Source organism: Kitasatospora sp. NBC_00458, assembly GCF_036013975.1.
Classification (GTDB): domain Bacteria; phylum Actinomycetota; class Actinomycetes; order Streptomycetales; family Streptomycetaceae; genus Kitasatospora.
Genome location: NZ_CP107904.1, coordinates 478,555 through 497,908, shown reverse-complemented (window position 1 = coordinate 497,908; position 19,354 = coordinate 478,555). Strand labels below are relative to the sequence as shown.

At 76.1% G+C, this 19,354-nt stretch carries 15 protein-coding genes and 1 pseudogene; 8 read left to right on the top strand and 8 right to left on the bottom strand.

Annotation, left to right across the window (positions count from 1 at the left end; genetic code table 11):
* Positions 1-47: 47 nt before the first annotated feature.
* Positions 48-1,157 carry an alpha/beta fold hydrolase gene (locus tag OG550_RS02125; protein ID WP_327673859.1) on the bottom strand — a complete coding sequence of 370 codons (1,110 nt, stop codon included), beginning with the start codon at positions 1,155-1,157 and terminating at the stop codon, positions 48-50.
* A gap of 200 nt (positions 1,158-1,357) precedes the next feature.
* On the opposite strand from OG550_RS02125, the gene OG550_RS02120 reads away from it, so the two are divergent.
* Positions 1,358-2,938 carry an amidohydrolase gene (locus tag OG550_RS02120; protein ID WP_327673858.1) on the top strand — a complete coding sequence of 527 codons (1,581 nt, stop codon included), beginning with the start codon at positions 1,358-1,360 and terminating at the stop codon, positions 2,936-2,938.
* A 153-nt stretch (positions 2,939-3,091) separates the two neighbouring features.
* Here the strand turns inward: OG550_RS02120 and OG550_RS02115 are convergent, their stop codons facing one another.
* The 3 genes from OG550_RS02115 to OG550_RS02105 form a co-directional block, all read right to left on the bottom strand.
* On the bottom strand, positions 3,092-3,463 hold the full coding sequence (locus OG550_RS02115; RefSeq protein WP_327683646.1) for a PPOX class F420-dependent oxidoreductase: 372 nt from the start codon (positions 3,461-3,463) through the stop codon (positions 3,092-3,094).
* A 294-nt stretch (positions 3,464-3,757) separates the two neighbouring features.
* On the bottom strand, positions 3,758-5,581 hold the full coding sequence (locus OG550_RS02110) for an alkyl/aryl-sulfatase (protein ID WP_327673856.1): 1,824 nt from the start codon (positions 5,579-5,581) through the stop codon (positions 3,758-3,760).
* 354 nt (positions 5,582-5,935) lie between these two features.
* Positions 5,936-7,720: a D-alanyl-D-alanine carboxypeptidase family protein gene (locus OG550_RS02105; RefSeq protein ID WP_327673855.1), complete on the bottom strand. Its 1,785-nt coding sequence runs from the start codon at positions 7,718-7,720 to the stop codon at positions 5,936-5,938.
* Between the two features lie 359 nt (positions 7,721-8,079).
* Here OG550_RS02105 and OG550_RS02100 point away from each other — a divergent pair, with 359 nt between their 5' ends.
* The 4 genes from OG550_RS02100 to OG550_RS02085 all read left to right on the top strand — a co-directional run bounded on the left by OG550_RS02100 (position 8,080) and on the right by OG550_RS02085 (position 11,462).
* Positions 8,080-9,432, top strand: a complete 1,353-nt coding sequence (locus OG550_RS02100) for an MFS transporter (RefSeq protein ID WP_327673853.1) — start codon at positions 8,080-8,082, stop codon at positions 9,430-9,432.
* 11 nt (positions 9,433-9,443) lie between these two features.
* Complete coding sequence (locus tag OG550_RS02095) at positions 9,444-9,659, top strand: hypothetical protein (protein WP_327673851.1); 216 nt, start codon at positions 9,444-9,446, stop codon at positions 9,657-9,659.
* 136 nt (positions 9,660-9,795) lie between these two features.
* Positions 9,796-10,089, top strand: coding sequence for a hypothetical protein (locus OG550_RS02090; RefSeq protein ID WP_327673849.1), 294 nt, complete (start codon positions 9,796-9,798; stop codon positions 10,087-10,089).
* A 377-nt stretch (positions 10,090-10,466) separates the two neighbouring features.
* A complete protein-coding gene (locus OG550_RS02085; RefSeq protein WP_327673848.1) occupies positions 10,467-11,462 on the top strand; it encodes an alpha/beta fold hydrolase in 996 nt (331 codons plus the stop codon).
* A gap of 85 nt (positions 11,463-11,547) precedes the next feature.
* On the opposite strand, the gene OG550_RS02080 is transcribed toward OG550_RS02085, so the two are convergent.
* From OG550_RS02080 to OG550_RS02070, 3 genes are all read right to left on the bottom strand, one after another.
* A complete protein-coding gene (locus tag OG550_RS02080; RefSeq protein WP_327673846.1) occupies positions 11,548-13,131 on the bottom strand; it encodes a vWA domain-containing protein in 1,584 nt (527 codons plus the stop codon).
* Positions 13,128-14,000: an AAA family ATPase gene (locus tag OG550_RS02075; RefSeq protein WP_327673844.1), complete on the bottom strand. Its 873-nt coding sequence runs from the start codon at positions 13,998-14,000 to the stop codon at positions 13,128-13,130. Before OG550_RS02075 ends, OG550_RS02080 begins: the two co-directional genes overlap by 4 nt.
* 289 nt (positions 14,001-14,289) lie before the next feature.
* Entirely contained in the window at positions 14,290-14,964 is a 675-nt protein-coding gene (locus OG550_RS02070) for a Tat pathway signal sequence domain protein (RefSeq protein WP_327673842.1), read from the bottom strand.
* A gap of 495 nt (positions 14,965-15,459) precedes the next feature.
* Here OG550_RS02070 and OG550_RS02065 point away from each other — a divergent pair, with 495 nt between their 5' ends.
* From OG550_RS02065 to OG550_RS02055, 3 genes and pseudogenes are all read left to right on the top strand, one after another.
* The gene (locus tag OG550_RS02065; RefSeq protein ID WP_327673840.1) at positions 15,460-16,212 is read left to right on the top strand and encodes a TetR/AcrR family transcriptional regulator; all 753 of its coding nucleotides are present in this window, start codon (positions 15,460-15,462) and stop codon (positions 16,210-16,212) included.
* 469 nt (positions 16,213-16,681) lie between these two features.
* A complete protein-coding gene (locus OG550_RS02060; protein WP_327673838.1) occupies positions 16,682-17,338 on the top strand; it encodes a DUF6230 family protein in 657 nt (218 codons plus the stop codon).
* 221 nt (positions 17,339-17,559) lie between these two features.
* Positions 17,560-17,964 (top strand): annotated as a pseudogene (locus OG550_RS02055) (DUF6114 domain-containing protein); the annotation flags it as partial.
* A 106-nt stretch (positions 17,965-18,070) separates the two neighbouring features.
* Here the strand turns inward: OG550_RS02055 and OG550_RS02050 are convergent.
* Positions 18,071-19,249: an NAD(P)-dependent alcohol dehydrogenase gene (locus OG550_RS02050; RefSeq protein WP_327673836.1), complete on the bottom strand. Its 1,179-nt coding sequence runs from the start codon at positions 19,247-19,249 to the stop codon at positions 18,071-18,073.
* Positions 19,250-19,354 lie beyond the last annotated feature (105 nt).

Genomic DNA, 19,354 nt, shown 5'->3' with positions numbered 1-19,354 from the left:
CCCGCCCCGCCCAGCCCCGCCCCGCCCAGCCCTGCCCGTCCTGCCCGTCAGGCCAGCGCCCAGGCGACGTCCCTGAGCAGCGCCTGCCGCCAGCCCGCCCGGTCGTGGTCCGACGCCGACCTCGAACTCCGCACGGTCGCACCGGCCTTCCCGGCGAGGGACTCGACCAGCTCGCAGTGCGGACGCATCCGCGTCTCGTGCTCCCCGAGGTCGAAGGCGATCCGCAGCCCCGCCGGGGCGGGCCGCTCCCGCAGCCGCGCGGCGATCGCGCCGCCGACCGGGCCGCCCAGCGGGTCCGGCAGGCCCGCGGCCTCCGGCGTCCACCAGAACGACCCCGACTGGCAGGCGACGCGGGACACCAGCTCCGGGAACTCCAGCGCCGCGTACACCGCGCTCAGCCCGCCGAGGCTCTGGCCGGCGACCACCAGCCGGCCGGGGTCCGCCGGTACCCCGGTGGCCGCGACCAGCGGGAGCAGCTCGTCCCGCACCGCCTCCCACAGCTCCGGCCGGCACCCGAACTCGGCGGCCCGGTCCCTGGCGGGCACGAAGACCAGCGTGACCGGGGGCATCCCACCGGCCGCCGCCGCCGCGTCGAACGCGGTCACCGCCGGGTGCAGGTGCAGCCAGTCGTCGCCGTCGAGCAGCAGGACCACCGGCCCGCCGCCCGCCACCGGGTGGACCCGTACGGTGCGGCGTCCGCCGAGTCGCCCGCCGGTCCAGCGGACCCGGGTGCGCGGCAGCGGCAGCACGTCGTCGGCGCCGACGGCCGGCCAGTGCGGCTGGGGCGGGGCGTCCGGGGTGGCGGCGATCGAGCGCTCGCCCCCGGCCCCGACGGGGTTGAGCGGGTCGGCGTACGAGCCGTCACCCGTGCGGAACCGGTAGGTCACCCGGAGCCGCGGGGGCATGCGCACCTCGGCGTACCAGCAGTCCGTGTCGCGCCACCGGACCAGCGGAACCGGCTCCGACCAGCTCTCGAACTCGACGACCGCCGGGCCGCCGCGCCACCGGAACAGGGCGACCCAACCGCCGTCGCCGGAGGGCACGGAGAGGGGAGCCGCCGTCGCCCAGAACTCCTCGCCGCCGGGTGCGCCGGGCAGGCCGAACCGGGCGAAGGGACTCCCCGGGCCGGCGGGGGAGCCGGGAGCCGCGCCGGTCATGCCCGCACTCCCCGGCGGCCGCCCGGGAGCCGGTGGAACGCGCCGGGTCCGGCGCCCGGGCCGCCCCCGGTGCGGGCCCGTTCGGTCGCACGCATCGCTGCCTCCTTGTGAGGGGGAAGGGGAAACGTTAGGGTCCCTGTGATAAGGAGAGCCTAACCTAAGGGTTCGGCTCGGCCCGCTTCCCTGCGGACGGACTCCCCGTGCTGTGTTCGAGGTTGACGAACGCCACCATCGTGACCATGGACCCGGACCACCCGGTCGCCCGCGACCTGGGCATCTGGCGGGGCCGGATCGTCGGCCTGGACGAGGCCGTGACCTCGCTGCCCGCCCGCGAGGTCGTCGACCTCCAGGGCGCCACCGTGCTCCCCGGGTTCATCGACGCCCACGTCCACCTGGCGTGGACCGGGCTGAAGCAGGTCGCCCCGAGCGTCGCCCCGTGCGAGCGGGCCGAGGAGGTGCTCGCGGTCGTCGCCGGAGCGGCCTCGCGCACGGGCGCGCCCGGCGACTGGGTCGACGTCATGGGCTACGACCAGCGGGCCCTGGGCCGCCACCTGACCGCCGCCGAACTGGACACCGTCAGCCACGGGCGCAAGGTGTTCCTGATGCACGACTCGGGCCACGGATGCGTCGTCAACAGCGCGGTCCTGGACCTCCTCCCCGCCGGCGTGCGGCACCAGGACGGCTTCCTGGCCGAGGGCGCCATGACCGCGGCGAGGCGGCACCGGCTGCCCTACGCCCAGGCCGAGATCGCCGACGCCGTCGCGAGGGCGGCCCGGACCTGCCTCGCCGAAGGCGTCACCGCCGTCGCCGAGGCGGGCATCGGCGGCGGCCTGCTCGGCCACAGTCCGGTCGAACTGGGCGCCTACCAGCTGCTGCGCGACCAGGGGAGGCTGCCCCTGCGGGTGCAGCTCATGGCCGCCGGCGACACGCTGCGCCCGCGCGACGCCCACCGGGAGGACGGCCTGCCGCGCGCCCTGGACCTGGGCATGCGCACCGGCTTCGGCGACGACTGGCTCTCGCTCGGCGCGCTCAAGATCTACACCGACGGCGGCATGATGGCCCGCACCGCCGCACTCACCGCCCCGTACGAGGGCACCCACGAGACGGGTCGGTTGCAGGACGACCCCGGACTCCTGGCGCAGCTCGTGGTGGACGGCCACCTCGCCGGCTGGCAGCTCGCCGTCCACGCCATCGGCGACCGCGCCGTCGACCTCGCGCTCGACGCACTGGAGCGGGCGCAGCGGCTGCGGCCCCGGCCGGACGCCCGCCACCGGATCGAGCACGCCGGGCTGGTCCGCCCCGACCAGCTCCCGCGGTTCGCGCGGCTCGGCGTCAGCGCGGTCGTCCAGCCGACCTTCCTGCACGCCTTCGGCGACGACTACGCGGACGTGATGGGCGCGGAGCGGGCGGCCTGGATGTACCGGGGCCGGGGGTTCCTGGACCACGGGGTGACGCTCGTCGGCAGTTCGGACCGGCCCGTCGCGGACGGGGCGCCGCTGCGGGCCGTCCAGTTCATGGTCGAGCGCGCCTCCGGCTCCGGCCGGGCCGTCGGCCCGGCCGAGGCGGTCACCGTGGAGGAGGCGCTCCACGCCTACACGGTCGCCGGGGCGTACGCCTGCCGGTGGGAGGAGAGCGTAGGCAGCCTCACCCCGGGGAAGCGCGCCGATCTGGTCGTGCTGGGGGACGACCCGCGGCGCGTCGAGCCCTCCCGGATCGGCGGCATCGACGTGGTGGCGACCTTCGTCGACGGGCGGGAGGCGACGGGGGCGGGGCGGCTGTGAGCGGCCGGACGCACCGGCTCCCGGACGCCCGGCTCCCGGACGCCCGGCTCCCGGACGCCCGGCTCCCGGACGCCCGGCTCCCGGACGCCCAGCTCCCGGACGCCCAGCTCCCAGCTGCCCGCCTGGGTGCCCGCCCGGCCGCCTGGGCCGGCGTCAGTCGGCGATCGTGATCCGGATGCCCGTCGTCCCGCGGTCGCCGCGCCGCAGCCGGCTCCCCAGCACGGTGACGACACCGAGCAGGCCGTACTTCTGCCGCAGCAGCGTCCGGTAGGCGGCGGTGCGCTCGGGGCCGAGGATCTCGGCGGTGGCCGGGTACTGCTCACCGGTCGGGTTGCCGCGCACGTCGCAGGAGCCGACCAGAACGTCGGCGCGGTTGCGGATCCGCTTGACCTTCCAGGAGTCCGTGACCGTCCAGACGCCGAGCGCCTCGCCGTCCCGCACCACCCAGACCGGGGTCGGCACGGTGGTGCCGTCCTTCTTGTACGTGGTGACCAGGAGGTAGCTCCCGGAGGAGAGCCGGACCAGGCGTTCGAGCCGCCGCTGCCGGTGGTCGGCGGGTTCCCGAGGGGCGTTCGGCTCCTGCGGGGCGGCCGGGTCCTGCGGGTCGTTCGGGCCGGTCGGCGGGGTGGGGGCGCTCATGGCGGGAATTCTAGGGCGCCGGCCGGGCGGGACCGGCGTCGAGGCGGTGACGGCCGGTCGGGGCGGGGAGGCGGCGGGTGGTGGCCGGTGGTGGCCGGGGGTGGCCCGGGGCGGCGGTTCCGGCCGCCGGTCCGGCCGCCGGTCCGGCCGCCGGGCCGCCGCCTCCCGCCCGTGCCCCGCTCAGGGCGTGACGATCGGGAACCCCGGGTCCGGCCTGGTGGTCAGCCCGAGCAGCCGGCCGATCAGCGCCGGGTCGCCCTCGGCGGCGATCCCGTCCGGGCTCCCGCCCGCCAGCACACCGAGCAACTGCGGCCTGGTGAGGGTGAGGGTGAGTCCGGCGGGCGTCCTCGGCGCCCGGTCGAGCGGCGCGGCGCGGTGGGTGAGCACGCCGTTCTGCAGGGTCAGCCGGTACCGGCGCTGTTCGTCGGTGAGCACCAGGTCCACGGTCAGCCGCTCGTCCCAGGCGCGCGGGCCGTCGATCCGCAGGGCCACCGAGTCGATGAGCATCTCCACGGTGAGCGCTGACAGCATCTCGGGATTGCTCGTGTCGAACGGCGCGCGGCCGGTCCCCTCGCGCAGTTCGAGCGCGGCCGTGAGGTAGAAGTTCCGCCAGGTGCCGTTCTCCGCGCCGCGCCCGAGCACGGTGTAGACGGCCGCCAGCTCCTCCTTGGCGGCGGTGTCGTCCGGCTCGGCGAAGACCACGTGGTTGAGCAGCGTGGCCGCGAACCGGAGGTCCCCGGCCTCGGCGTAGCCGCGGGCCTTGGCGAGCGCGACGGCCGCGCCGCCCACCGCCTCGACGTACCGCTTGGCCAGTTCGACCGGCGGGTGCTCCCACAGGTGCGCCGGGTTGCCGTCGTACCAGCCCAGGTAGCGCTGGTAGACCGCCTTCACGTTGTGGCTGAGCGAGCCGTAGTAGCCGCGGGCGTGCCAGCTGCGCTCCAGGTCGGGCGGCAGCCGGAGCTCCTCGGCGATCTCCGGGCCGGTCAGGCCGTCGTTGAGCCGGCGCAGCGTCTGGTCGTGCAGGTAGGCGTAGAGGTCGCGCTGCCGGGAGAGGAAGAGGACCACCTCGTCGTGGCCCCAGGTGGGCCAGTGGTGGGAGGCGAAGGCGACGTCGTACCGCCCGTGGAAGTACTCGATCGCCTCGTCCAGGTACCGCGCCCAGATCCGGGCGTCGCGGACCACGGCGCCGCGCAGCGTCAGGATGTTGTGCAGGTTGTGGGTGGCGTTCTCGGCCAGGCAGAGCGCGCGCAGTTCGGGGAAGAGGAAGTTCATCTCGGCCGGCGCCTCGGTGCCGGGGGTGAGCTGGAAGACGATCCGCACGCCGTCGACGGTCTCCTCCTGGCCGGTCCGGGTGATGTCCACGGTCGGCGGGATGAGCGTGATGGTGCCCGTGGACGTCGCCGAGCCGAGGCCGATGCCGACCTGCCCCTCCGGGCCGCGCGGCAGGTGGTCGCCGTACATGTAGCCGGCCCGGCGGAGCATCGCGTTGCCCGCGTAGACGTTCTCGCTGACCGCGTGCTCCAGGAAGCCGGCCGGCGCGATGACCGGCACGCCGTCCTCGGTGCCGTGCGGCAGGACCCCGCGCGCACCGCCGAAGTGGTCGCCGTGCGAGTGGGTGTAGACCAGGCCGGTGACCGGGCGGTCGCCGCGGTGCGTGCGGTAGAGCGCGAGGGCGGCGGCGGCCGTCTCGGCGGAGATCAGCGGGTCGATCACGACGACGCCGCGCTCGCCCTCGACCAGCGTCATGTTGGAGAGGTCCAGGCCGCGCACCTGGTAGACCCGGTCGGTGACCTCGTACAGCCCCTGCCGGGCGGTCAGCCGGGACTGCCGCCAGAGGCTCGGGTGGACGGTGTCCGGGCAGTCGGCCCGGAGGAAGTCGTAGGCGTCGCCGTCCCAGACCACGCGGCCGTCGGCGGCCTTGACCACGCCCGGGGACAGGGCGCCGAGGAAGCCCCGGTCGGCGTTCTCGAAGTCGGTGGTGTCGTCGAAGGGCAGGTCGGTCATCCGTCGCTCCGTTCATCGCGCTCCGTCGGGCGGGGCGGGGCCCTCGGGCGGGGCCGTGCCGGGCAGTGCCGTACCGGGCACTGCGGGGCCGGGCCGGGCTCTGGGCCATCAGAACACCCGGCGGGGGGAGCCGCACGCCGGTCGGGCGTCCCGTGCGGCGGGTGGCCGGCGGCCGTCCGCCCGGGTCGCCGAGCGGGGTACGGGGTGGGGCACAGGGCGGCTTCCTCCCGGCGGGAGGCCCGGTCCGGTGCCGGGGACGGTACGCCCGTGGACCGTACGCCCGTGGGGCCGCCCGGACCGGACGGGGCCGTTCGGCCGTTCGGGCGACGGGGTTCCGGCCCCCGCCGACCCGGGCTACCGCCGGCCGCGGGCCGGGGCGAGCCGGGCCCTGGCCGACACCGCCAGCCCCCGGGCCCGGCGGGCGAGCCGGCGACGCCCGCGGCCGCCGACCGCCGTCGCGCCGGTCGCCCGCGCGCCCACCGCCGTGGCACCCGTGCGGGCCGGGCGGCCGGGCGCGGCGACGAGGGGAGGGACCAGTGGAGCGGTGGCGGGGCGGGCGGGCGTGCCCGGGGGGTAGGGGACGACGGGGCCGCGGGCCGTGTCCGGGCCGGGGAGCGCCGTCCACCGGTCGTACCCGGGGTGCCCGGTGAACGCCGCCGGGACCGGGGCCGGGACCGGGGGCAGGGCGGGGGCCGTGCCCGCCGGACCCGCGACGGGCCTCGCGTGCAGCCGCCGCCGGGACCGGACCCGTGCCGCCGCCCAGAGCGCCAGCGCCCCGCACAGCGTGACCGCCGTCCACCCGGCCGGGCCCAGCGCGTGGTCGGCCTGCCGGATGGCCTGCGGCAGCACACCGGCGGCCGGTGCCTCGGCCGCGCCGGGGTCGCCGGGGGCCTCGGCGGGGGCGGAGGCCCCCGCCTCCTCGACGAGGTACCCGACCGGCTCGACCTTGCCCGCCGCCGCGAACCCCCAGTCCAGCAGGGCCGCCGCCTCGTCGTACACCTTGCTCTGCTGCTCCGGGTGCATCACCGTCACGAGCAGGGTCCGCCCGCCGCGTTCGGCGGCACCGGTGAAGGTGGCACCGGCGTTGGTGGTGTAGCCGTTCTTCACCCCGATCAGACCCGGGTACCTGCCGAGCAGCCGGTCGGTGTTGGCGATGTCGAAGGAGCCGCGCAGGCCGGTCGTCCTGTCGACCCCGCCGGGGAAGCGGGCGGTGCGGGTCGAGCAGTACGCGCGGAAGTCGGGAAGGCGCAGCCCGGCCCGGGCGAAGAGCGTGAGGTCGTACGCCGAGGAGACCTGCCCCTCCTGGTCGTAGCCGTCCGGCGAGACCACCCGGGTGTCGCGGGCCTGGAGGGCCAGGGCCCGGTCCTGCATCTGGGTGACGGTCCTGGCGATTCCGCCGTTCATGTGGGCGAGCACGTGGACGGCGTCGTTGCCGGAGGCGAGGAAGACGCCCCGCCAGAGGTCCTCGACCCGGTACGGCAGGTTCTCCTTGATCCCGACCAGGCTGCTGCCCGCACCGAGCTCCGCCAGCTCGGCCGGCGCGACCCGGTGCTCCAGGGAACGGTCGAACCTGGGCAGCACGGTGTCGGCGAAGAGCATCTTGAGCGTGCTGGCGGGCGGCAGCGGCAGGTGCGCGTTGCGGGCGGCGAGCACCTCGCCGGTGGCCGCGTCGGCGATCAGCCAGGACCGCCCGGTCAGCTCGGCGGGCAGCGCGGGCGCGCCGCTGCGCGGGGCGACCTGGACGGCGGTGCGGCTCAGCCGCTCGCCGCCGACCACGGCCGTCGCGTCCTGCGCGGTACCGGCTCCGGCGGCCCGGGCCGCGCCGGAGGCGGCGGGGGTGGCGGCGCCGCCGGGGACCGGGGCGGTCGGGGCGGTGGGTGACGCGGGCGCGGTCGGGGCGACGGGCGGTGCCGTCGCGGGTGACGTCCTGTCGGGCGCCGCCGCGGAGGGCGCCGCGGTGGCGCGCGCGGTCGTGGCGGGCGCCGTCGTGGCGGGCGACGTCGTGCGCGTCGCGGTGGCGCGCGCCGACGGGGTGGGCGTCGCCGCGGCGGGTGCCGTCGCGGGCGCCGCGAAGGCCGCGGGCGCCACGGCCGACGATCCGGCGGCGAGGACCAGCGCGGCGACGGCGCCCGCTGCCACCGGTCTCCCGGCACGGGCACCTCTGCTGACGTGGAGTGACCTCTGCTGCACACCGCGAACGTACCCGGGCGCCCGCCGCCCCGCCCTGCCCGCTGCTCCGTCCGGGCCCCCGCCGGGGATCCCGTCGCGCCCCCGCCGGGCTTCCGTCCGGGCTTCCGTCCGGGGATCCGTCCGGGGATCCGTCCGGGGTCTTCGCGCTCCCCGGCGGGGCTGGTACCGTTCGGGACCATGTCCGCTCCTCGTGCGTAACCGACCCGCCGCGACCGCGCCCCACCGACCGGCGCGGCGCTCCGGTGTCCCCGTACGCACCCGGGCCGAGGGCCGTCGCGCCCCGCCCGGTCATCCCGAGGAACGTTCCCGTGTCCACCTCCGCCACCGTGCCCCCGCACGCCCCGTCCGACGGCCCTTCCCGCCGTCCCTCCTACCGCGCCGTGCTCGGCGTCCCGTACGCCCGCCGCACCTTCGCCGCCGCCCTGCTCGGCCGGCTCTCCTACGGGATGGTCCCGCTGGCGCTGCTGCTCGCCGTCCGCGACACCACCGGCTCCTTCTCCGCGGCCGGTGCGGCCATGGCCCTGTTCGCCCTGACCAGCGTCCTCCTCTCGCCCGCCCGTGCCGGCCTGGTCGACCGCCACGGTCCCCGTCGCACCCTGCCGCCGATGGCCGGGCTGTACGCGGTGCTGCTCCTCGCCACGGCCGCCGCCACCGCGCGGCCGGGGGCGGGCCCGCTGACCCTCGGGGCGCTGGTGGCCGCCGCCGGCGCCTGCACCCCGCCGCTCGGTCCGGTCATGCGGACGCTCTGGCGCGGGCTGCTGCCCGACCCGGCGCTCCTCCGCCGCGCCTACAGCCTGGACGGCGTCGCGGAGGAACTGCTCTTCGTCACCGGCCCGCTGCTGGTCGGCCTGCTCCTCCCGGTCACCGGCCCGGCGGGCGCCGTGGCGGTGGGGGCGGGGCTGGTCCTCACCGGAACGCTGCTGCTGGTCGCCACTCCGGCCGCTCGGGCCGTACCGGTGGCGGCGGCCGCGCCCGCTCCCGGGGAGCCGGTGGCCGCCGGTGAGGCGGCCGGAGGAGACGGCCCCCGGGGCGGCCGGGGACTGCTGCGCCGCGCGGTGCTCGCGGCGGCGGCGACCGGCCTCGCGCTCGGGGCACTCGACCTGATGGTGGTCGCCTTCGCCGAGGAGCGGGGCCGCCCGGAGGCGGTCGGGTGGGTGCTGGCCGCGCTCTCGGCGGGCAGCGCCGTCGGCGGTCTCGCGCTCGGCGCACTCGACCGGCCGCTGCCGAACACCGCCCGGCTGCCGCTGCTGACCGCGGGCCTCGGGGTGGTGCTCGCCGCGGCCGGGTTCGCACCGAACCTTCCCCTGCTGGGCGCCGCCGCCGCGCTCGCCGGGCTCTTCGTCTCACCCACCGTCACCACGGCCTACCTGGTGGCGGACGAGGCCGTCGCACCCGAGGCCCGCACCCGGGCCGGTGCCTGGGTGAACACCGCGTTCAACGCGGGGTCGGCCGGTGGCGCCGCCACCGTCGGCCTGGCGGTCGGTCAGCTGCCGCTCTCCCTCTGCTTCGTGCTGGCCGCGGCCCCGGCGCTCGCCGCCGCGCCGCTGCTCTCCGGGGCGCTGTTCCGTGGAGCGTTCCGGGTGCTGCCCGTTCGTGTGCGCGACTTTGGTGGCGGACGGCCGCTCCGAAAGTCGGATTCGGGCACCGGACCGGCGCTCTAGCGTCTGGGGGCATGAAGAACCTGCTCGGATTCGTGAGCTTCGTCCTCGTCGTCGGAGGCATCAGCGGTCTCGTCTCGGACCACCTGTGGGGCCTGCGCGTCTTCGGCTTCGTGCGGTACCTGGTCCCCGCCGGACACCAGACGGCGGGCTACCTGGTCATGATCGTGCTGGGCGGCCTCCTCGCGGTCTGCGCCGCCTACCTGGACCGCGCGGGGCGCGAGGACTGACGGAACTCCCCTCGTCCCGGTTGGGCGAGGGGAGTGAACCTCGTTCGTGGACGCCCGTTCCGCGGCCCTGCCTGGCGCCGGCGGCTCTTCCGCGCTCGCACTATCAAGCGGGGATCTCAACGAATGAGGTGTAAATATGATCAAGAAGATCACTGCTGTCTCCGCCCTCGTCGGCGGCCTCGTGCTCGCGGGAGCGGGCGGTGCCGCCGCAGGATCCGGGGCGTACCACGGCCACGGCGGCCACGACCAGAAGCCCGTGGTCGGCTGCGCCGTCGGAGGGGACGCGGGGGTGGCGAACATCTGCGGCAACACGAACGTCTACAGCCCGAACATCCTGGGCGGCCTGCTCGACCTGATCATCCAGCCCCCCGCCACCGGTGGAGGCGGCGGCAACAACGGCGGCGGCAACGGCGGGGGCGGCAACAACTGACACCGACCGGCACCGCCCCGCCCCTCCCCGTCCGGGCCACCGAGCCCGGGGCCGGCGGGGCGCGGGCCTGACGGGCCGTGGGCCGGGCCCGGGCTGCACCGCGCAGCCCGGGCCCGGCCGCGTCGTGCTCGCGGCCAAGGCGGCCCGGGCGGCCCGGGACGGCCGGGGGCGCGGGGCCCGTCCGGTCGTCCGCCCGGTCGGAACGCAGGGGGGTGCGCACGGCGGCGGGGCAGAGGCCCGGCGGTCCGCGTGCTCCGCCGCCACCTGGTCGGCGGGCGCGGCCGGGGATTCCGGGGGTGCCCCGGTGGGCAGGGTGGGGACGAACGGTCGGACACCGTCCGTCCGACCCGGTGACGAACCGCTACCAGGGAGGCCGCATGACCCTGCAGGCGTACGGGAAGATCGCACACCGCCACGTCGAGGTGAACGGAGTCCGGCTGCACGTCGCGGAGCAGGGGGAGGGGCCGCTGGTCCTGCTGCTGCACGGGTTCCCGGAGAGCTGGTACTCCTGGCGGCACCAGTTCGCCCCGCTCGCCGAGGCGGGCTACCGCGTGGTCGCCGTGGACCAGCGCGGGTACGCCCGCAGCGAGCAGCCCGCGTCCGTCGACGCCTACACCCTGCTCCACCTGGTGGGTGACGCCAGTGCCCTGATCGGCGCCCTCGGCGAGGAGCGCGCCGTTCTGGTCGGCCACGACTGGGGCGCCCCCGTCGCCTGGACCACCGCCACGCTCCGCCCCGACCTGGTCCGCGGGGTGGCGGGGCTGAGCGTCCCGCCGCTCCCGACGTTCGGCCCGCCGCCGCTGGCGCAGGCCCGCGAACTCTACGGCGAGGGCTTCTACCAGATCTACTTCCAGCGCCCCGGCGTCGCCGACGCGGAACTCGCGGAGGACCTGCACTCCACCTTCCGCCGCATGCTCTTCGGCGGCTCCGGCGACCGCCCCGGCGCGGAACGGCCCGAGACCTGGACGGTGCCCGAGGGCCGGACGTTCCGCGACACCGTCCCCGAGCCCGAGAAGCTGCCCGACTGGCTCTCCGAGGCCGACATCGAGGCCTTCGTCGCCGACTACGCGGAACACGGCGAGCACGCCTTCACCGGCGGCCTCAACTGGTACCGCAACATCGACCGCAACAACGAACTGCTCGCCGGACTCGTCGGCCGCGTGGTCGAGGTGCCGGCCCTCTACGTCGCCGGCGACCGGGACCTGGTGTCGGCGATGATCTCCGAGGAGGCACTGGGCAAGCTGCTCGACACCATGGTGCCCAAGCTGCACCGCCGCGTCACGCTCCCGGGCGCCGGGCACTGGACCCAGCAGGAGCGGCCGGCCGAGGTGACGGCGGCGCTGCTCGACTTCCTCCGGCACCTCGACGGCTGAGGACGGCCGCGACGCCCGGGGGCCGCGACCGCCGGGGGCCGCTCCCGTCGGGGGAGGCCTCGCGGGCGTCCCGTCGCGCGGTCCGTCAGACCGGCAGCAGGCGGGCGATGAACTCGCCCAGGCGGCGGGCGTTGCGGCAGGAGTGCATCTCCACGACACCGGCGTAGGCGGGGGCGGCGGAGTCGCCGGTGCCCCAGAGGGAGGGCTGCTCGGGGTTGAGCCAGTAGACGCGGCGGGCCCGCCCGGCGATCAGGCGGAGGGCGGGGAGGTTGGGGTCCCGGTGGTTGTTCCGGGCGTCGCCGAGGACGAGCACGCTGGTCCGCGGGCCGACGGCGTCCAGGTGGTGCTCGGCGAACCCGCCGAGGGCCGAGCCGTAGTCGCTGTTGCCGTGGTAGCCCATCACCGCGGCCTCGGTGAGGATCCGTCGGGCCAGGCCGGCGGGGTCGCCGCCGCCCCTGGTGAGCAGGCCGGTCACCTCGGCGGTGCGGTTGACGAAGGCGAACACCCGGACCCGGCTGAACTGGTCGCGCATCGCCTGGACGAGCAGCATGGTGAAGTCGGCGAAGCCCGCCACCGACCCGGAGACGTCGCAGAGCAGCACCAGCTCGGGGCGGGCCGGCCGCCGCAGCCGGTACGCGGGGCGCAGCGGGACCCCGCCGGTGGAGAGCGAACGGCGCAGCGTGCGGCGCAGGTCGATCCGGCCGCGCGCGGCCCGGCGCCGCCGCGCGGCCAGCCGGGTGGCCAGCTTCCGGGCCAGGGGGTGGACGGTCCGCCGGAGTTCGGCGAGCTGGTCGCGGCCGGCGGCGAGGAAGTCGATCCGGTCGGCGGTGGGGGCGACGGCCCGTGCGGCGACCTGCTCGGTGCCGCGCAGTTCGGCCGCGCGGCGGCGGGCCTCGGTGGCGACCATCGCGCGGAACGCCTGGATGCGGCGGCGGATCTCGTCGGGGAGCACCTGGTCGGCGACGTCCGCGCCCGGAATGCCGGAGGCGCCGGAAGCGCCGTCCGGGCCCGACGGGCCGGAGCCGTCGGCGCCCGCGCGCAGCGCCGCGAGGATGCGGGCCAGCAGGGTTTCGGGTGCGAGGCGGCCGAGCGCCTGGTGGGCGGACCAGCCGTTCGCCCCGGGCGTGCCGGAGGCCCCGCCGCTGCCGTACCGGCCGAAGGCGGCCACCACCTCGCCGGCGAGTCGGACCTGGGCGGCCCGGTCGTCGGCGGCGAGCGCGGCCGCCAGCCGGGCCCGGAGGTCCTCCCGGAGCGCCGCCGGGTCCGGGGCGGGGTGGTCCGGGGAGGCGGCGTGCGGGGGCCAGGGGTCCGGTGACGGCGGATCGGCGGCGTCCGGTGCGCCGGACGCGTCCCGGCCGGTGCGCTGCCGGACGGCCTCCGGCGTCCCGACGCCGAGCGGGAAGAACAGGTCGAAGGCGGCGTCGAAGACCGGCCGCTGCCCGTCGGTCCGCAGCAGTGCGGCGGCCAGGCCGGCCCGGACCTGGTCCCGGTCGGCGAGGCCGAGGACGTCGAGCACGGCGGCGGCGTCCACCGTCTCGGCCGGTCCGATCCGCAGGCCGTGGCCGCGCAGGGCCCGGACGAAGCCGGTGAGCCGGGCGGCGAGGTCGGCGGTGCCGGGCGGCGCGGGGTCCGTGCCCCCGGTGGCCGCCGGCGTCGGGCCGGGGATCATGCCGGGGTGAGCTTCTGTGCGGCCTTCAGCACGTCGTCCTGGTGCTTGAGGACCACCCCGAGGGTGGAGCGGACCAGGGCCTCGTCGAGGGTGCCGGCGCCGAGCGCGAGCAGGGTGCGGGCCCAGTCGACGGTCTCGGCCACGGACGGGGCCTTGCGCAGCTCCATGGCCCGCAGCGCACCGACCACCCGGACCAGCGAGTCGGCCAGCGCGGCGTCCAGCCCGGGCACCCTGGAGCGGACGATGCGGCGCTCCAGCTCGGCCTCCGGGTAGCCGAGGTGGAGGAAGAGGCAGCGGCGGCGCAGTGCCTCCGAGAGCTCCCGGGTGGCGTTGGAGGTGAGCAGCACGAACGGGCGCCGGCGGGCGGTGATGGTGCCCAGCTCCGGCACGGTGACCTGGAAGTCGCTGAGGACTTCGAGCAGGAGCGCCTCCACCTCGACGTCGGCCTTGTCCATCTCGTCGATCAGCAGCACGGTCGGCTCGTCGCCGCGGATGGCGGTCAGGAGGGGGCGGGTGAGCAGGAACTCCTCGCCGAAGATGTCGGTGCGGGCCTGGTCCCAGCCCTCCTCCCGCCCGGCGGTGATCCGGAGCAGCTGCTTGGCGTGGTTCCACTCGTAGAGCGCGCGGGCCTCGTCGATGCCCTCGTAGCACTGGAGCCGGACCAGTCGGGCGCGGCCGATCGCGGCGACGGCCTTGGCGAGTTCGGTCTTCCCGACACCCGCGGGGCCCTCGACCAGGAGCGGCTTGCCGAGCCGGTCGGCGAGGAAGACGGTGGTGGCGACCTCGGTCGAGGCCAGGTAGCCGGCCTCGGCGAGCCGCGCGGCCGTGTCGGCCACCGACTCGAAGAACCCCGTGCCCTCGCGGTCCATGCGTGCCCCATTCCCGTCGATCACGGTGCCTGTCGCCAGCACCCTACCGGTGGGTCACTTCGCTGTCCCGGGAGCCGCCGCGGTTCGCCCGCCGGGCTCCTCGGGCTCCCTCGGGCTGGCGGGCCGGCGGGCCGGGGCCGGGCCGGGTGGCGGAGGAGGGCCCGTGGACCGGGAGGGGTGCCGGTCCACGGAAGGGGTGCGCTCCCGGGAGGGGCCGGGCGCCGGACGGCGTGCGGTGACCGGGGTCGCCGCACGCCGCGCGCAGGTGCCGAGGGCCCTGCCCGGAGGGTCAGTTGATGTAGATGTGCGGGTTGCCGGGCACCGAGCTGTCGGTCACCGGCCCGTAGGTCGCGCTGAAGTAGCCGGTCGGGAAGCAGGTGCTCGGGCCGGAGACCTTCGGGAAGGCCTGGGAGGCGAAGCCGATGGTCTGGCCGACGTTGCTGGTGGTGCCGGCGATGCTGCCGGGCGCGCGGTAGACGCAGGTGATGGTGCCGAGGATGGTCTTCAGCACGACGGTGGTCTGCAGCGGTCCGGCCGCGGTCGGGCTGAGGCTGACGGGGTTGCCGGCCGCGTCGCTGACCGAGTTGGTGTAGGGCAGGTTGTTGACCGTGATGCTCTGCACGCTGGTGACGCCGACGACGTTGGCGGTGCAGGAGCCGAAGATGTGGCTGTTGAGCTGCTCGGTGGCCACGCCCGGGGCGGCCGGGTTGCCGGTGACGGTCGCGGAGAAGGACGAGGTGGCGCACTTGATGCCGCTCGTGCCGGTCGCGCTGGAGTAGAAGGTGGCGAAGCCGCCGGCCACCAGGTTGGCGGTGAGGACGTCGCCGACGGCGACGTTCGGGCCGCCGGGAGCGGTGTGGGTCAGCACGGCGGGGCCGGCGGCCTGGGCGGGGGTGACGGTGCCGGCGGCCAGCACCGCGGCGGCGGCGAGGGCGGCGGTACCGAGGGTACGGCGGATGCGCATGAGGGTGTGCCTCTCCGGACGGAGTCGGGTGGGGGAGCCCGCGGGGTCGCGTGGGGGTGGCGTACGGCGGTGGCCGGCCGGGAGCGACCGTGACGGGGTGGTGCGGATGTGCGGGTGACGTGGCACCGCGGACGATGACTCGGCGGGCCCGGCGCCACGGGCCCGCCCGTACGCCGCGGCGCGTCGGGGTGCGGCGCGGTCCGACGCCATGGGTGGGGCGGGGGACCGGGCGGTACGCCGGGACGCGGCGGGGGTACGGCGGAGTACGGCGAGGTACGGCGGGGGTACGGGTGGTGCGGATGGCACGCCCGGGGTGGGACGGGTGCTAGGGCGTGCCGGGTGCACGTCGGCGGCTGCCACCGCCGGGCATGCGTTCGCCATACTGGGCAGTCGGAACGCGTGCGGGTCTCCGGCGGCCTGGCCGCAGATTGGAAACCCGTCAGTGTTGTAAACCGGACGTCGCGTCAATGTCAAGACAGAACACAGGAGTTGGCGATGAAACCGGAGTCTGCTCGAAGTGTGGACGTGGTGCTCCTGCCCGGCGCGCGCACTGGTCGCGACCCCGCCCGGTCGATCAAAAGAGGTCCGAGCCGGCTGCCCCCCGACGTGGTCGCCGCCACCCAGCGGGAGCGCCTGCTCGACGGGTTGGTGCACACGGTGGCGCAACACGGGTACCAGCACGCCACGGTGAGCGACATCTGCCGCGCGGCCGGGGTGACCAGGCCGGTCTTCTACGAGCTGTTCACCGGCAAGGAGGACGCCTTCCTGGCCGCCCACCGGCACGGCACGGGGGTGGTGATCCGGCGGATGGCGGCGGCCTTCGCGGCGGCGCCGGACTGGTGCACCGGGATCCGTGAGGCGCTCCGGGCGATGCTCGAACTGCTCGCCGGAGTACCGGCCTTCGCCACCATGGCGGTCATCGAACTGGACGCGGTCGGTCCGGCCGGGCGTCGCGAACGGGACCAACTCCTCACCCGCTTCCGGGCCTTCTTCGCCGAGGTGCCGCAACTCCCGTCCGGGGTGCTGGCGGAGACGATGGTCGACGCGGTGGTCGGCGGTGTGTACAACACCCTGCAGCGCTGCATCGGGGCCGGTCGGACGGAGGAACTGCCGCGGCTCCTGCCGACGTTGAGCCTGTTCTGCCTGGCGCCCTTCCTCGGGCCGGAGGAGGCGGCGCGGCGGCTGGCTCCGGTCCCCGGTCCGGCGGAAGCGGTGGAGCCGGGCACGGAGGAGCCGGGCGGGCGGTAGCCGGTGGCCGGGGCGCCGGTGGCCGGGTGCGCGGTGACCGGAGGCGGTGGCCGGGTGTGCGGTAACCGTGCGGGCGGTGATCGGAGGCGGTGTGACCGGCCTGCGGTAACCGTGCGGGCGGTCGACGGGCAGGCGGTCGACGGGCAGGCGGTGAGCGGATCGGCGGCAACCGTGCGGGCGCTCGCCGGACGCGGTGTGACCAGCGGTCCCGGGCGCGGCCGCCCCGGCTCCGGAGGTCCGTCCGCCGGGTCGCGCGGGGCGGTGCCCGGCCGTGCCGGAGCGGTCGATGATCCTTCGTGCACCCGTATTGACCCGCCGAATACCGGGCAGTAGCTTCCCAGTTACCCACTGCGGATCCGACGGCCCGCCCCGCTGCCGAGAGGCGGTCGACCCGGCCGGTCCGCAGAACGCTGTCCGCGCCAGGGCAACGTGCCAGTGCCTGCCCGCCCCACCATTCCAGGGAGCACACATGGCCACGTCCGAGGACGCCGCCCGCACCACCGAGAGCACCGGGGCCACCGGAGCGCCCGCCGAGTCGAGAGGCCGGGTCCGGCTGAGGCGCACCGCGCTGATGGCCGTTCCCGCCGTCGTCGCAGGCGGCCTGCTGATGGCCCTGACCGCCCAGGGCGTGCTCGCCGCCCAGTTCGCCATCTCCGGCATGCCGTTCACCGTCACGGCCGACAGCCTGGACGGCATCGGTTTCGAGCAGTTCGGCAGCCTGGACCACATGATCGAGAACAGCCCCAACGAGGGCGACACCGGCGGTCAGGTGCTGGTCGCCGTCTCCGCGATCAAGGAGGCCTCGCTCACCAAGCTCTGCCAGAGCGTCGACCTGGGCGGCATCAACCTGCTGATCAAGGCGGGCGACGCCGGGACGCCCGTCACCGCCACCGACCTCACCACCGACTCCGATCTGCTCTCGGGCGACGCGGAGTTCAAGAACATCGAGATCGGCGGAGATGCCAGCACCTACACCAAGGCCGGTGTCCAGGGCCTGCCGGGCGTCTTCGGCCAGCAGGCCGACACCGTCAAGATCAACAATCTGCGGCAGCACAACTACGCGACCACGGCCGGGGCGTTCAAGCTGCCCCACCTCCGGCTGAGCTTCAGCTCGGAGGGCTGCTGACGGTGGCCGAGCCCGAACCCGCCGCGGAGCGGACCGCCCGTCCGACCGCCGACCGGACGGACGACCAGGGTGCCGGACGGACGGCCGGACGGACGGCCGAAGGGGGTACCGGACCGGGTACCGGCCACACCGCCGACCGGACGGCCGGGGAATCGGCCGGGAGCGCCGCCGACCGGCCCGCCGCCGGACCCGCCGCCGGACCCGCCGCCGGACCCGCCGCCCGCCCGGGGTGGCGGGGCTGGCGGGGCCGACGGCCGTTCTGGGGAGGACTGCTGGTCCTGCTGGGCGGTGCCGAGATCCTCTTCACCCTCCGTGCCCCGCTGCCCGTCGTCCTCCACATCGGGCTCCAGGGGATGGCCGGCTACCTCGTCCCGGCGGTCATGACGCTCTGCGGCCTGCTGATCCTCTTCAACCCGGCCCAGCGGCTGTTCTACTCGATCCTCGCCGTGCTGGCGTCGCTGGGCAGCTGGCTCACGTCCAACCTGGGCGGGTTCCTGATCGGCATGCTGTTCGGCGTGGTCGGCAGCTGCCTCACCTTCGGCTGGCTGCCCGACCAGCCCCCGCGCCGCCGCAGGCTGCGCCGGGGCACCGCCCGCCGCAAGGCGGCCCGCCCGGCCGGAGCCTGAGAAGAGAGGGACGCCGGGCCCGCGCCCCGCCCCCGGTGAAGGGAGAGCACCGGGGGCGGGGCCGCGGTCGTGGCGGCCAGGCGTCGGGGCCGCCGGACCGGCGGCGTCAGATCGTGGCGGTGTCGATCACGAACCGGTACCGCACGTCGCTCGCCAGCACCCGCGCGTACGCCTCGTTGATCTGCTCCGCACGGATCAGCTCGATCTCGGCGCCGATCCCGTGCTCGGCGCAGAAGTCCAGCATCTCCTGGGTCTCCGGCAGGCCGCCGATCATCGAACCGGCCAGCGACCGGCGCCCTGTCAGCAGTGCGTGCGCGTTCACCGAGACCGGCTTCTCGGGGGCCCCGACCTGCACCAGGGTGCCGTCGGTCCGCAGCAGGCCGAGGTAGCCGCTCAGGTCGAGGTCGGCCGAGACGGTGTTGACGATCAGGTCGAAGGTGCCGGCCAGCTCCGTGAAGGTGGCCGGGTCGGAGGTGGCCCGGTAGTCGTGGGCGCCGAGCTTCAGCCCGTCCTCGCGCTTGCGCAGCGACTGGCTCAGCACGGTGACCTCCGCCCCCTTGGCCCGGGCGATCTTCACACCCAGGTGGCCGAGCCCGCCCAGGCCGACGATCGCGACCTTGCGGCCCGGACCGGCGCCCCAGCGGGTCAGCGGCGAGTACAGGGTGATGCCCGCGCAGAGCAGCGGCGCGGCGACGTCCAGCGGCAGGGCGTCGGGGATCCGCAGCGCGTAGCCCTCGTCCACCACCAGCTGCTTCGCGTAGCCGCCGTGGGTGGGCGAGCCGTCCCGGCCGACGGCGTTGTACGTGAAGACCGCGCCGCCCTCGCCGGTGCAGTACTGCTGGAGCCCGGCCAGGCAGTTGTCGCACTCCCGGCAGGAGTCGACGAAGCAGCCGACCCCGACCCGGTCGCCGACCGCCCAGCGGGTGACCTCCGGGCCGACCTCGGCGACCACGCCGGCGATCTCGTGGCCGGGGACCATGGGGAAGATCCCGGGACCCCAGTCCTCGGCCACCTGGTGGAGGTCGGAGTGGCAGATGCCCGCGTAGGCGATGTCGATCAGGATGTCGTGGGTGCCCAGCGCCCGGCGGCGGACGGTCGTCCGCTCCAGGGGGGCCTTCGGGGCGGGGGCGGCGTAGGCGGCGATCGTGCCCGCCGCGGAGCCGGCCGTGGTGCCGGTGGCGGTGTCGGCCGTGGTGCGTGCCGCGGTGCCTGCTGCGGCGTCGGCTTCGGTGCCGGTGACCACGGTGTTCGTGTCGGTGGTGTCCGTGACCGTCGTGTTCGTCATGCCTCAAGGCTCGGCCCGGCGGCCCGGCCGAAACAGACCAGCGGTTATCGTACGCCCGGCGTTCCTATCAACGGCAGTATCACCCTCCGCCGCCCGCCGGGCCGC

Bases quoted from the DNA above. Each gene is read 5' to 3' on its own strand.
- OG550_RS02070 (WP_327673842.1), bottom strand. From the start codon at position 14,964: ATGCGCATCCGCCGTACCCTCGGTACCGCCGCCCTCGCCGCCGCCGCG.
- OG550_RS02080 (WP_327673846.1), bottom strand. From the start codon at position 13,131: ATGATCCCCGGCCCGACGCCGGCGGCCACCGGGGGCACGGACCCCGCG.
- OG550_RS02125 (WP_327673859.1), bottom strand. From the start codon at position 1,157: ATGACCGGCGCGGCTCCCGGCTCCCCCGCCGGCCCGGGGAGTCCCTTC.
- OG550_RS02110 (WP_327673856.1), bottom strand. From the start codon at position 5,581: ATGACCGACCTGCCCTTCGACGACACCACCGACTTCGAGAACGCCGAC.
- OG550_RS02090 (WP_327673849.1), top strand. From the start codon at position 9,796: ATGATCAAGAAGATCACTGCTGTCTCCGCCCTCGTCGGCGGCCTCGTG.
- OG550_RS02065 (WP_327673840.1), top strand. From the start codon at position 15,460: ATGAAACCGGAGTCTGCTCGAAGTGTGGACGTGGTGCTCCTGCCCGGC.
- OG550_RS02095 (WP_327673851.1), top strand. From the start codon at position 9,444: ATGAAGAACCTGCTCGGATTCGTGAGCTTCGTCCTCGTCGTCGGAGGC.
- OG550_RS02050 (WP_327673836.1), bottom strand. From the start codon at position 19,249: ATGACGAACACGACGGTCACGGACACCACCGACACGAACACCGTGGTC.
- OG550_RS02060 (WP_327673838.1), top strand. From the start codon at position 16,682: ATGGCCACGTCCGAGGACGCCGCCCGCACCACCGAGAGCACCGGGGCC.
- OG550_RS02075 (WP_327673844.1), bottom strand. From the start codon at position 14,000: ATGGACCGCGAGGGCACGGGGTTCTTCGAGTCGGTGGCCGACACGGCC.
- OG550_RS02085 (WP_327673848.1), top strand. From the start codon at position 10,467: ATGACCCTGCAGGCGTACGGGAAGATCGCACACCGCCACGTCGAGGTG.